Source organism: Pseudomonas fluorescens, from assembly GCF_005938625.1.
GTDB classification, from domain to species: Bacteria; Pseudomonadota; Gammaproteobacteria; order Pseudomonadales; family Pseudomonadaceae; genus Aquipseudomonas; species Aquipseudomonas fluorescens_BD.
Window position 1 is genome coordinate 64,187 of record NZ_VCNJ01000014.1, and the last position, 12,865, is coordinate 77,051.

12 protein-coding genes are annotated in these 12,865 nt (G+C 59.1%); 10 read left to right on the plus strand and 2 right to left on the minus strand.

What is annotated here, in order from left to right; all coding sequences use genetic code 11:
• Window positions 1-36: 36 nt before the first annotated feature.
• Together FGA82_RS10490 and FGA82_RS10495 are read left to right on the plus strand one after the other, a co-directional pair.
• Window positions 37-1,347, plus strand: a complete 1,311-nt coding sequence (locus FGA82_RS10490) for an MFS transporter (RefSeq protein ID WP_141127033.1) — start codon at window positions 37-39, stop codon at window positions 1,345-1,347.
• A gap of 60 nt (window positions 1,348-1,407) precedes the next feature.
• Window positions 1,408-2,211, plus strand: coding sequence for an IclR family transcriptional regulator (locus FGA82_RS10495; RefSeq protein ID WP_008085521.1), 804 nt, complete (start codon window positions 1,408-1,410; stop codon window positions 2,209-2,211).
• Window positions 2,212-2,217: 6 nt separating this feature from the next.
• Here FGA82_RS10495 and FGA82_RS10500 read toward each other — a convergent pair whose 3' ends face one another.
• Window positions 2,218-3,270: an NAD(P)-dependent alcohol dehydrogenase gene (locus FGA82_RS10500; protein WP_141127034.1), complete on the minus strand. Its 1,053-nt coding sequence runs from the start codon at window positions 3,268-3,270 to the stop codon at window positions 2,218-2,220.
• Between the two features lie 191 nt (window positions 3,271-3,461).
• Between FGA82_RS10500 and FGA82_RS10505 the strand changes: the two genes are divergently transcribed.
• Window positions 3,462-4,352: an AraC family transcriptional regulator gene (locus FGA82_RS10505; RefSeq protein ID WP_141127035.1), complete on the plus strand. Its 891-nt coding sequence runs from the start codon at window positions 3,462-3,464 to the stop codon at window positions 4,350-4,352.
• Between the two features lie 184 nt (window positions 4,353-4,536).
• On the opposite strand, the gene FGA82_RS10510 is transcribed toward FGA82_RS10505, so the two are convergent.
• Window positions 4,537-6,201: an electron transfer flavoprotein-ubiquinone oxidoreductase gene (locus FGA82_RS10510; protein WP_064120345.1), complete on the minus strand. Its 1,665-nt coding sequence runs from the start codon at window positions 6,199-6,201 to the stop codon at window positions 4,537-4,539.
• 550 nt (window positions 6,202-6,751) lie between these two features.
• Here FGA82_RS10510 and FGA82_RS10515 point away from each other — a divergent pair.
• From FGA82_RS10515 to FGA82_RS10545, 7 genes are all read left to right on the plus strand, one after another.
• Window positions 6,752-7,501, plus strand: coding sequence for an electron transfer flavoprotein subunit beta/FixA family protein (locus FGA82_RS10515; RefSeq protein ID WP_007908338.1), 750 nt, complete (start codon window positions 6,752-6,754; stop codon window positions 7,499-7,501).
• Window positions 7,502-8,431, plus strand: a complete 930-nt coding sequence (locus tag FGA82_RS10520) for an electron transfer flavoprotein subunit alpha/FixB family protein (RefSeq protein WP_034155324.1) — start codon at window positions 7,502-7,504, stop codon at window positions 8,429-8,431. It abuts the gene before it with no gap.
• Window positions 8,432-8,511: 80 nt separating this feature from the next.
• Window positions 8,512-9,345: a substrate-binding periplasmic protein gene (locus tag FGA82_RS10525; RefSeq protein WP_141127036.1), complete on the plus strand. Its 834-nt coding sequence runs from the start codon at window positions 8,512-8,514 to the stop codon at window positions 9,343-9,345.
• Window positions 9,346-9,354: 9 nt separating this feature from the next.
• Window positions 9,355-9,711: a DUF4398 domain-containing protein gene (locus FGA82_RS10530; protein WP_141127037.1), complete on the plus strand. Its 357-nt coding sequence runs from the start codon at window positions 9,355-9,357 to the stop codon at window positions 9,709-9,711.
• On the plus strand, window positions 9,708-10,520 hold the full coding sequence (locus tag FGA82_RS10535; protein WP_141127038.1) for an OmpA family protein: 813 nt from the start codon (window positions 9,708-9,710) through the stop codon (window positions 10,518-10,520). The genes FGA82_RS10530 and FGA82_RS10535 overlap by 4 nt, the downstream gene beginning before the upstream one ends.
• Before the next feature lie 202 nt (window positions 10,521-10,722).
• Window positions 10,723-12,162, plus strand: a complete 1,440-nt coding sequence (locus FGA82_RS10540) for a PLP-dependent aminotransferase family protein (RefSeq protein WP_007908347.1) — start codon at window positions 10,723-10,725, stop codon at window positions 12,160-12,162.
• A 78-nt stretch (window positions 12,163-12,240) separates the two neighbouring features.
• Complete coding sequence (locus tag FGA82_RS10545; protein WP_141127039.1) at window positions 12,241-12,711, plus strand: translation initiation factor 2; 471 nt, start codon at window positions 12,241-12,243, stop codon at window positions 12,709-12,711.
• Window positions 12,712-12,865 lie beyond the last annotated feature (154 nt).

Below are 12,865 nucleotides of genomic sequence, written 5' to 3' on the forward strand. Positions count from 1 at the left end.
GGCCGACCTCAATAAACATAAAAAGAGGCTCTCCCCATGCAACCGCAAACCCTCACCGGGCAGGCGTCTTTAGTCACGCCTAGCCGCAAGCGGTTTTTTATCATGGTGTTGCTGTTTATCACCGTGGTCATCAACTACCTCGACCGCAGTAACCTGTCGATTGCCGCGCCGGCCCTGACCAGTGAGCTGGGTATCGATCCGATTCACGTCGGCCTGATTTTCTCCGCGTTCGGCTGGACTTACGCCGCCATGCAGATCCCCGGCGGCTGGCTGGTCGACCGCGTGCCGCCGCGCATTCTTTACAGTGTCGCGTTGCTGCTGTGGTCGCTGGCCACGGTGATGCTCGGTTTCGCGGCCAGTTTCATTGCGCTGTTCGTGCTGCGCATGGCGGTCGGCGCGCTGGAAGCACCGGCGTATCCGATCAACAGCCGCGTGGTCACGACGTGGTTTCCCGAGCGGGAACGCGCCACGGCGATTGGTTTTTACACGTCGGGGCAGTTCGTTGGTCTGGCATTTCTGACCCCGGTTCTGGCCTGGCTGCAACACGAATTCGGCTGGCACATGGTGTTCGTCGCAACAGGCGCCGTCGGCATTATCTGGGCAGCCATCTGGTACGCGGTGTATCGCGAGCCACGGGATTTCAAAGGCGCCAACGAAGCCGAAATCGACTTGATCCGCGAGGGCGGTGGTCTGGTCGATATTCAGCAAGAGACGGCCAAGGTCAAAGCCAAATTCAGCTGGACCGATTTGGGCATCGTCCTCACCAGGCGCAAGTTGTGGGGCATCTACCTCGGCCAGTTCTGCCTGAACTCGACGCTGTGGTTTTTCCTGACGTGGTTCCCGACCTATCTGGTGAAATATCGCGGCATGGACTTCATCAAGTCTGGCCTGTTGGCGTCACTGCCGTTTCTCGCAGCGTTCGTTGGCGTGTTGTGTTCGGGGTTCTTTTCCGACTTCCTGATTCGTCGCGGTTACACCGTCGGTTTTGCGCGCAAGTTGCCGATTATTGGCGGGCTGCTGATTTCCACCTCGATCATCGGCGCCAATTTCGTTGAGTCGACGCCGCTGGTGATTGCCTTTCTGGCGCTGGCGTTCTTCGGCAACGGTCTGGCCTCGATCACCTGGTCGCTGGTGTCTACGTTGGCGCCGGCACGTTTGCTCGGGCTGACCGGTGGGGTGTTCAACTTCATCGGCAACCTGTCGGCGATTGCCACGCCGATCGTGATCGGCTTCCTCGCCAGCGGCGATTCGTTCGCCCCGGCAATCACCTATATCGCGGTTCTCGCATTGATCGGTGCTTTGTCCTACGTGCTGCTGGTCGGCAAGGTCGAGCGTATCGAGTTGTAGTGGTCTGCATCGGGCGACCATAATGCCGCCCGTTCCCTCGCTCATCGGTAAAGGCTGGATATGCAGGAAGACGCTCCGGAAAAAACCAAGGACGCCGCGCCCACCGGCACTCAGACGCTGTTGCGTGGCTTGGGTGTGGTGCAAGCGGTGGCCAGTGGCGCCCGCGATCTCAAGGAAATTGCCCGGCTGATCGGCACCACACGCAGCACCACCCATCGTCTGGCCAGTTGCCTGGTCGATGAGCGTTACCTGCGCGTGGTGCCGCAAGTCGGTTACCTGCTCGGGCCGAAGCTGATCGAACTGGGTTTTCAGGCCCGCGAAGAGTTGCCGCTGGTGACCCTGGCCGCGCCGTATCTGGACGAATTGTCGGCGCTGACCGGCGACACCGTGCATTTGGGCATTCGTGAAGGCGATGAGGTGCTGTATCTGCTGAAGAACCCGGGACGCAACGGCCCGGAAATGCGCTCGCGGGTCGGCCATCGCATGCCGTTGGCGCGCACCGGGATTGGCAAGGCGTTGATGCTCGATGACTCGCCGAAAGATTGGCAGCGCCTGTACGACATCAGTCTGCCGGCCGGTGGGAAAAGTCAGTTCTGGCCGCAGCATCCCCAGCAATCGTGGGAACAGCTTGAGCAACGCATGACCGAATACGTCGCCGGTGGCTACGCCTTCGATCTGGAAGACAACGAACCGTCGATCCGCTGCGTGGCGGCGCCGATTCGCGATGCGAGCAAGGGCATTGTCGCGGCGATCAGTATCGCCAGCACCGTGCCGTACATGCCGCTGGAAAAAATGGCCGAGCTGATTCCCCTGATCAAAGGGGTCACAGCCCGGCTTTCGGCAGAGCTTGGCTTGAAGGTTTAAGCGCGTTTAAACCTTAAGCGTCGCCATGTCGATGACGAAACGGTACTTCACGTCGCCAGCGATCATACGGGCGTAAGCCTCGTTGATCTGGCGAATGTCGAGCATTTCGATGTCGCAAGTGATGTTGTGTTCGGCGCAGAAATCCAACACTTCCTGGGTTTCGGCAACGCCACCGATCAACGAACCGGCCAGCACACGGCGGCTCATCACCAGTTTGCCGGCGTGTACCGGTGGATCAACCGGCTCGATCAAACCGACCAGAATGTGCACGCCGTCGAAACGCAGGGTGTCGAGGTAGGGGTTCAGATCGTGCTGCACCGGAATGGTGTCGAGCAGGAAGTCGAAGTAACCGGCAGCGGCTTTCATCTGCTCGGCGTCGGTGGAAACGATCACATGATCGGCACCCTGACGACGACCTTCTTCAGCCTTGCTCGCCGAGCGGGTGAACAGCGTGACTTCGGCGCCCATGGCTTTGGCAAACTTGATGCCCATGTGGCCCAGACCGCCCATGCCGAGAATCCCGACCTTGTCGCCGGCCTTGACGCCGTAGTGCTTGAGCGGCGAGTAGGTGGTGATGCCGGCGCAGAGGATCGGCGCGGCGCTGGCCAGAGCCAGTTTCTCCGGGATGCGCACCACGAAGTGCTCGCTGACGACGATGCTGTCCGAATAACCGCCCATGGTGTTGCTGCCATCGACCCGATCCGGGGTGGCGTAGGTCATGGTCGGGCCTTCGAGGCAGTATTGCTCAAGGTTCGACTGGCAGGCTTCGCAGGTGCGGCAAGAGTCGACCATGCAGCCAACACCGACCAGATCGCCTACTTTATGTTGAGTGACATTCGCACCGATCGCGGTGACTTTTCCGACGATCTCGTGGCCGGGCATCAACGGGTAAACGGCGATGCCCCATTCGTTGCGCGCCTGATGGATGTCGGAGTGGCAGACTCCGCAGTAGAGAATCTCGATGGCGACGTCGTCGGCGCGCGGGCTGCGGCGTTCGAATTTCATCGGGGCGAGGGGAGTGGTGGCCGATTGGGCGGCATAGCCGATGGCGGTGTACATGTGAAACCTCGCAAAAGCAGGAACAAGTGAGGCGGCGCATTCTGGGCGCTGACTGACCGGTCGGCCATGACGATTCCTCCGGGTCTCATGCCTAATCCTCCGGCATGCGGGTTTGATCGGTCGCATTGGCAAAGGGATCTGCGATGATGCTTGCATCCCTTTTTTCGCTCCATTTTCAGTGAAGAGCTTTGATGCAATTAACCCGTCATCTTGATGCCAATGCCCGGCTGGTTTCGCTGATCGAACCGTTGGCGCTGCGCGATGGTTATTCCCCGACCGGGTTGCCCGGTGTGCAGGTGTTGCGCGCCAGTTGCGACGTCGCCCGTGGCCCGCACATTTATGAGCCAAGCCTGATGATCATCGCCCAGGGCAGCAAACTGGCGTTTCTCGGGCCTCGGACGATGGAGTACGGCGCCGGGCATTATCTGATCCAGGCGCTGCCGGTGCCGTTCGAGTGCGAGACGTTTGCCTTGCCGGATGCGCCGCTGCTCGGGGTGACTGTGGCGATTGATCGGGTGTTGCTCGGTGAACTGGTGCTGGCGATGGGATTGGCACCCGGGAGGCATATTCCGGCGCAGACACCGGAGTCGATGACCTCGGTGGTGCTCGACGATGACATGCGTGGGTGTGTCGAGCGGCTGTTGAGTTGCCTGCACGATCCGCTGGAATGCCAGATTCTCGGGCCGGCGCGGGTGCGAGAGTTATTGTTCGTCGCGTTGCGTGGCCCCCAGGCCGATGTGTTGCGCGCGTTGGTCGAGCAGCAGGGCCAATTTGCGCGGGTGGCGGCGTCGATCAGTCATCTGCATGCGCATTACACCGAGCCGTTGAATGTCGAGACCCTGGCCGGTTGCGCGAACATGAGCGTGTCGACCTTTCATGAGCATTTCAAACGCAGCACGTTGTTGTCGCCGGTGCAGTATCTGAAACGTTTGCGCTTGTTGAAGGCGCAGACGTTGCTGGTGGCGGAAGGCTTGGGTGTGGCGCAGGTCGCGCATCGGGTGGGGTATCAGAGTACGTCGCAGTTCAGCCGCGAGTACAAACGCTATTTCGAGCGCAGTCCGGGTGACGAGCGCGCAGCCTGATTCGACGAAGATCCCCTGTAGGAGTGAGCCTGCTCGCGATAGCGGTGTATCAGTTGACGATGATGCTGACTGAAACACCGCTATCGCGAGCAGGCTCACTCCTACATTGGTTCGGCGGTTTTGCAGGGATTTTTGGCAACAAAAAGGCCCCCGATTCGGGAGCCTTGATGTTCAGCGGTTCGACTTACATGTTCGGATAAGTCGGGCCGCCAGCGCCTTCCGGCGTGACCCAGGTGATGTTCTGCGAAGGGTCCTTGATGTCACAGGTCTTGCAGTGCACGCAGTTCTGGGCGTTGATCTGGAAGCGTTTCTCGCCGTCTTCCTTGGTGATCACTTCGTACACGCCGGCCGGGCAGTAGCGCTGCGCCGGTTCGTCGTACAGCGGCAGGTTCTTGCTGATCGGAATGCTCGGGTCGGTCAGCTTCAGGTGGCAAGGCTGTTCTTCTTCGTGGTTGGTACCGGAGATGAACACCGAGCTGAGTTTGTCGAAGCTGAGTTTGCCGTCGGGTTTCGGGTAGTCGATCTTCTTGCAGTCCGCCGCGAGCTTGAGGCAAGCGTAATCCGGCTTGGTGTCGTGCAGGGTGAACGGCAGTTTGCCGCCAAAGATGTTCTGGTCCAGCCAGTTGAAACCGCCGCCAACGATGGCGCCGAACTTGTGGATCGCCGGGCCGAAGTTGCGGCTGGCGAACAGTTCATCGTAGAGCCAGCTCTTCTTGAACGCGTCGACGTAAGTGGTCAGTTCTTCAGTGCCGTCCTTTTCCGCGAACAGTGCGTCAGCCACCGATTCAGCGGCGAGCATGCCGGACTTCATCGCGGTGTGGCTGCCTTTGATCTTGGCGAAGTTCAGGGTGCCGAGGTCGCAACCGATCAGCGCGCCGCCCTTGAAGACCATTTTCGGCAGCGAGTTCAGGCCACCTTTGCAGATTGCGCGGGCGCCGTAGCTGATGCGCTTGCCGCCTTCCAGGTACTGCGCCAGTACCGGGTGATGCTTGAGGCGCTGGAATTCGTCGAACGGCGACAGGTAAGTGTTGCTGTAGGACAGGTCAACGATCAGACCGACTACCACCTGGTTGTTTTCCAAGTGATAGAGGAACGAGCCGCCGGTGTTTTCGGTGCCCATGATGTCCAGCGGCCAGCCGGCGGTGTGCACCACCAGGCCTGGCTGATGTTTGGCCGGGTCGATTTCCCAGATTTCTTTCAGACCGATGCCGTAGTGCTGGGCGTCGGCATCGCTGTCGAGGTTGTAGCGCTTGATCAGTTGCTTGCCGATGTGGCCACGGCAGCCTTCGGCGAACAGCGTGTATTTGCCACGCAGTTCCATGCCCGGGGTGTACAGGCCTTCTTTCGGGTTGCCTTCGCGGTCGACGCCCAGATCACCGGTGATGATCCCGCGCACCACGCCTTGCTCGTCAATCAGCGCTTCCTGAGCAGCAAACCCCGGGTAGATTTCCACTCCAAGGTTCTCGGCCTGCTGGGCGAGCCAGCGGCACAGGTTGCCGAGGGAAATAATGTAGTTGCCTTCGTTGTGCATGGTCTTGGGCACAAAGAAGTCAGGAATTTTCTGCGCGCTGTCGGCGTTTTTCAGCACGAAAATATCGTCGCGGGTGACCGGCGTGTTCAGCGGGGCGCCGAGTTCTTTCCAGTCCGGGAACAATTCGTTCAGAGCGCGTGGTTCGAACACGGCGCCGGACAGGATGTGTGCGCCGACTTCGGAGCCTTTTTCGACCACGCAGACGCTGATTTCCTTACCGGCTTCGGCGGCCTTCTGCTTCAGACGGCAGGCGGCGGACAGGCCAGCGGGGCCGGCACCGACGATGACCACGTCGAATTCCATGTATTCGCGTTCCACAGGCTATCTCCTACTCAAGGCTCAACAGTTTTTTTTCTAATTTGGAGGTTTGATGTCGCATCCGCTATTCCTTTACGTTAACGTCAAGGGGAATATTGGAGAACAGACCTTTCTCTCTAGGCGGCGCATTATATCTACACCACTCCGAGCGTCCAATACAAACGTTTGTTTGAATTGGCTCCAGCCCAGAGAAATCAAAGAAGCGCGGCTTATGAATGGTCATTTTGCTGTATTGACCGGAATAGGCGTTCCGGTCAAGATACGGGCGGTTTTGCGCTGGTCGTAGGCAGACTGGCGGTTTCAAGAGCACGTCTAAAGACAGGGCACAGGCAGTAGAAGGTGATGCGCAGCGCAGTCTGGCGCGCAGTTTACACAGCGTGAAGATCAATGACCCGTCGGTCACCCCTGACGAACGGTCGCAGGTCTTCACACTGTGCAGCCACCAGACACCCGAGTCGGCGTTTTTAGAGGTGCCCTTTTAGCCTGATGAGCATCAACCGCCAGGTTCGCCTAGGCGACTTTCTTTTCACCGGAGAGTAACGAGGAATCCATGAAGGTTCTTGTAGCTGTCAAACGCGTTGTGGATTACAACGTCAAGGTTCGCGTCAAGGCGGACAATTCCGGCGTCGATCTCGCCAACGTCAAGATGTCGATGAACCCGTTCTGCGAAATCGCAGTGGAAGAAGCCGTACGCCTGAAAGAGAAAGGTGTTGCGACTGAAATCGTCGTCGTCTCCATCGGCCCGACCACCGCTCAGGAGCAACTGCGTACCGCACTGGCTCTGGGTGCCGACCGTGCCATCCTCGTCGAATCTGCTGAAGATCTGACCTCGCTCGCCGTGGCCAAGCTGCTCAAGGCTGTGGTCGACAAGGAACAGCCGCAGCTGGTGATCCTCGGCAAACAGGCCATCGACAGCGACAACAACCAGACCGGCCAGATGCTCGCTGCACTGAGCGGCTACGGTCAGGGCACGTTCGCATCGAAAGTCGAAGTCTCGGGCGACAGCGTTGCCGTGACTCGCGAAATCGACGGCGGCGCGCAGACTGTTTCGTTGAAACTGCCTGCAATCGTCACCACCGACCTGCGTTTGAACGAGCCGCGCTACGCGTCCCTGCCAAACATCATGAAAGCCAAGAAGAAGCCTCTCGAAGTGCTGACTCCGGATGCTTTGGGCGTTTCCACCGCCTCCACCAACAAGACCCTTAAAGTCGAAGCGCCGGCTGCACGCAGCGCAGGCATCAAGGTCAAGTCGGTGGCTGAACTGGTCGAGAAACTGAAAAACGAAGCGAAGGTAATCTAAATGACTATCTTGGTTATTGCTGAACACGACAACAAAGTGCTGGCCCCGGCCACACTGAACACCGTGGCTGCTGCTGCCAAAATCGGCGGCGACATCCACGTTCTGGTTGCAGGTCAGGGCGCTGGCGCCGTGGCTGAAGCCGCTGCGAAAATCGCTGGCGTGAGCAAAGTCCTCAACGCTGACAACGCCGCTTACGCGCATCAGCTGCCGGAAAACGTTGCTCCGCTGGTAGCTGAGCTTGGCGCTGGTTACAGCCACATCCTGGCTGCCGCCACTTCCAACGGCAAAAACATCCTGCCGCGCGTCGCTGCGCAGCTGGACGTTGACCAGATCTCCGAGATCATCTCGGTCGAAAGCGCTGACACTTTCAAGCGTCCGATCTACGCCGGTAACGCCATCGCTACCGTACAGTCGACTGCTGCTATCAAAGTGATCACCGTGCGTGCTACCGGTTTCGACCCGGTGGCTGCTGAAGGTGGTTCGGCTGCTGTTGAAGCGGTTGCTGCTGCGCACAACGCAGGCACTTCGAGCTTCGTTGGCGAAGAACTGGCCAAGTCCGATCGTCCAGAGCTGACCGCTGCCAAGATCGTCGTTTCCGGCGGCCGCGGCATGCAGAACGGCGACAACTTCAAACACCTGTACGCTCTGGCCGACAAGCTGGGCGCTGCCGTCGGTGCTTCGCGCGCCGCGGTCGACGCAGGTTTCGTACCGAACGACATGCAGGTCGGTCAGACCGGCAAAATCGTTGCGCCACAGCTGTACATCGCCGTCGGTATCTCCGGCGCGATCCAGCATCTGGCCGGCATGAAAGACTCCAAAGTGATTGTTGCGATCAACAAGGACGAAGAAGCGCCGATCTTCCAGGTGGCCGATTACGGTCTCGTGGCTGATCTGTTCGAAGCGGTACCTGAGCTGGAGAAGCTGGTCTAATCCAGCGGCTTCACTTATAAAGAGCCCGACCTTTTGGTCGGGCTTTTTTTTGTCTCGGATTTGAGTGGGAGCGTTTTGCCATGGATCTGCGCTGCGGATTGCGTTACTCGGTATTGCTGGGATTGGCCCTGCTGCCAGGTTTGGCCACAGCCGCCGGCAAGTGCGAGCGCCTCGTCGTGACCGGCAGCCCGGATGCACCGCCGTACCTGTGGCAGGATCCACAGAATCCCAGGCAGTTGATCGGCGCCAGTGCCGACCTGTTGCAACAAGTCGCCAAAGACCTCGGCATCAAAGTCGAGTTGCTCTACGCCGGCAAACGCTCGCAAGCCCTCGACGAAGTGCGCAGCGGACGCATGGACATGCTGGCGGATGCGCCGCTGACCTTCACCGAGCTGGAAAACCTCGACTACATCCATCCGCCATTGCTGGAAAACGACTACCTGGTGTGGACGCGTAAAGGCTCGACCCTGGTCTACAGCGAAGCCAAGGATCTGCACGGCCATGCGGGTGCGCTGTCGGAAAAGTCTCGAATCACCCAGGCATTCGGCACTTTCGCCGAGCAGAATCTGACTTTGACCCGGACAGCCAATCTCACTCAAGCCTTTCAGAAACTGCTCCTCGGTGAAGTCGAATATGTACTCGCCGGCCGTTACTCAGGCATGGCCGCCGCGCAGGCATTGGGCATGGCCAATGACTTGCTGGCGTTCGAGCAACCGATCGACCGCCCGGGGCTGTACCTCGCGGTTTCGCACAACTCGGCGTGCAACGATCCGTGGTTGCGCGGACAGCTAGCCAAAAAGATGACAGAATTGCCCGCGTCCGGACTGACGGAAGCTGCGCTGCAACGCAATATCGAGCGCTGGAAGGCGCAGCAGCAACAGCCGCAACAACCTGTCAGTGCCCCAAAACAGTAGGGATTCTTAGTGAGTATTCGACCTTTTTTCGCGGCTGTGGCCGTTCTGGCTCTGGCCGGTTGCGCGACCGATCCGGCACCCAATGAGCAAATGCGCCTGACCGAGCAAGCCATCATCCAGGCCAAGGCCGTTGGCGCCACCGCCGACGAAGTGCCGGAAATGAAACTGGCCGAAACCAAGTACAACCGCGCCAAAGGCAACATGGCGGACGAGTCCTACCGGAACGCGCGCATGCGCGCCGAACAGGCCGAACTGGATGCCCGTCTGGCCGAAGCCAAAGTGCTGACGCAAAAAAGTGAAGAACAGTTGAATGTGCTTAACACCCGCATCGTCCGTCTGCGCAAGCAACTGGGAGATGCCCAATGAGCGTCAAGTCGAAAGTTGTCGGCGGCCTGATCCTCGCCGGTTGTGTCAGCCTGTACGGCTGCGCCGGTCAGCACAGCGAATCCGCTCTGCAAGAAGCCAGCGCTGACTTCCAGAAGGTCAAGGAAGACTCCAACGTGCTGCGCATTGCGCCGAAAGACGTGATCCGCGCCGGTGAGTCGCTGGCCCGTGCCGATCGCCTGTCGACCTACTGGGGCAGCGGTTCCGACGTGGTGCATTACGCCTACCTGAGCCAGCGCTACAGTGAAATCGCCCGCGAGCACACCAATCAAGTACTCAACGAAGAGCGCGCGGCCAAGCTCGAACTGGACCGCCAGCGCTTGCAACTGGCCCTGCGTGAATCCAAGTTGCTCAGTGTGCAGCAGCAGGGCAAGTGGCTGGAAGAACAGATCGTTGCACTGGCCACCACGCAGACCGATCGAGGTCTGGTGATGACCCTCGGCGATGTGCTGTTCGACACCGGTGAAGCGGAGCTGAAAAACTCAGCCAACCGCGTGGTGCTGAAGATCGTGCAGTTCCTGCAACTGAACCCGAAACGCGTGGTGCGCATCGAGGGCTACACCGACAGCACCGGCGGCAAACAGGAAAATCTCAAGCTGTCTCGCGACCGCGCGCAATCGGTCGCGGACGTGCTGATGGATCTGGGCATTGACGATAAACGCATTCAGGTCGAGGGTTACGGCGACGAATACCCGGTGGACGCCAATGCTTCCGAGCGCGGGCGAGCACAGAACCGTCGCGTGGAAATAGTCTTCTCCGACGAAAAAGGCCAGCTCGGCGCCGCCCGTTAAGGGTTGCGTCTCTGGAAAGCCCGGGCTGTCATGCAGTGCCGGGCTTTTTTACGTCTGTCGAATGGCCCGCAAATCAGTACAGTCAGGGGCAGACACCGCACTGTATGGTCGAGTAATGTGGCAACTGTCCCAGTACACTTCTAAACTGTTCCGGTATTGTTTCACACAAGAATAAAATGCCCGTGAAATCGAGTGCTGCGTCATGACCAATCTCTTGCTCTACCAACGTATTGCTCAGCAACTGGCCGAAGACATCCGCCGTGGGGTCTATCAACCGGGGGAGCGCGTGCCTTCGGTGCGCAAGATGAGTTCGCAGCTCAACGTCAGCCATGCGACGGTGTTGCAGGCTTACGCCAATCTTGAAGATCAGGGTTTGATTCGGGCGCGCCCGCAGTCCGGTTATTACGTGCATCAGACCCCCGCGCTGACTGCGCCGACGCCGGACATTGCCCGGGTCGAACGGCCGGGGCTGGTCACCCGCAGCAGCATCATTCAACAAGTTCTGGTCGAATCACGCCGCGAAGGTGTGTTCCCGCTGGGCGCGGCGGTGCCAAGTGTCGATTACTTGCCGGTGCGTGCACTGCATCAGCAACTGGCCAAGGTCACCCGTTTCCATAGCCCGCGAGCCTTCAGCTACATGTTCAGCCCCGGTTTTGAACCGTTGCGCCGGCAAGTGGCGATCCGTATGCGCGATGCCGGCGTGGTGGTCGATCCGTCGGAAGTGGTGATCACCCACGGTTGTGTCGACGCCTTGCAGATGTCGTTGCGCGTGCTGACCCGGCCGGGCGATCTGATCGCCGCTGAATCACCGACTTATTACGGGCTGCTGCAGCTGGCCGATCTGCTCGGCCTGAAAGTCATCGAGATCCCCAGCGATCCTGCCACCGGCATGAGCCTCGAAGCCCTGCAACTGGCCGCCAACCAATGGTCGATCAAAGCGCTGGTGCTGACCACTCGCCTGAGCAATCCGCTGGGCGGCACCATGCCCGAAGAGCGGCAGAAGCAGTTGCTGCGGTTGGCGTCGGATTTCGATATCCAGATCGTCGAAGATGATATCTATGGCGAACTGATGTTCGAGCAAGGCAAAACCAAAGCGCTCAAGGCTTATGACCGGCTGGATCGGGTGATCTACTGCTCGAGCTTCTCTAAAACCTTGTCACCCGGTGTACGCATCGGCTGGATGATCGCCGGCAAGTACCAGCAGGAAATCCAGCGCTTGCAGACTTTCAGTACCCATTCGGCGTGCAGCGTGACGCAGATGGCGATTGCCGCTTATCTGGAAAACGGCGGTTATGACCGGCATTTACGGTACATCCGCCAGGAATACCGAAAAAACCTCAGCGCCTTCCAGCTGGCGGTGCAGCAGTACTTTCCCGAAGGCACGCAAATGACCCGGCCCACGGGCGGTTTCATCCTCTGGGTGAGCTTGCCGGGGAGGGTGAATACCCAGGAATTGCATGTTCGCGCCTTGCAGCAAGGCATCAGTATTGCACCGGGGCTGATCTTCAGTAATACCGAGCAGTTCAACCACTGTATCCGCCTCAACTGCGGGATTCCGTGGAACCGCGAGGCGGAGCGCGCGCTGATGACCCTGGGAATGCTGGCGACTCAACTGTGTCAGGAAACCGCTGGCGGATTCTGAACGAGCATTGGGTGATGCTTGTCTTGTGGCGCCCAACAAGCGAGCATATGGCCCTCTGCCGTTAGCGTCGTTGGGTCCATGAAAGCGATTTTTCCTGCTGCTTGGGTTTTGTTGGGTTTGCTGATGATCGGTCATGCGCCTGGCGCAGTGGCCGCTGCGGTTCAGGAAAAACCGGCCGCGACGAGCCCCGCTAAAAAAACCACGGCTGCGCAGAAGGCCGTTCCTGCGAAGAAAACCCAGCAAAAAGTCATCAAGAAACGCAAGCCGATCGCCTCCAAATCGAAGCCTGCCAGCGAAGTGGTGAAAGCCAGGTTACCGCCGGCAAAACTCGATTTGAGCTTGCCCAAGGACATGGTCCAGGAACTGAAGCCCAAGGGCACGGTTGAGTTGCCCAAGCGCGAGCCGATCCTGCCGCAGATGTTTGGCGAGAAAAACAACGGATTCCAGCTCAACGGCCGCTTGCTCAGCAACGAAATGCAGTTGCAACTGCGCAACGAAGAACGTCGCGAAGTCGAAGGTGCGGCGCTGGATTTCGAATTCAAACAGTAAAACCAACCCATCTGTGACCCGCAGAGCAGACGCTTTGTCGGAGACTGGTCAGTCACATTCAGTTATCGCTAAAAACCCCGGTTAAGGGAATTTAAAACAGCCGTTTTAGCGGTTACTCTGTTCCGCGTCCCTTTTACACATCGCCCGTCGCGAG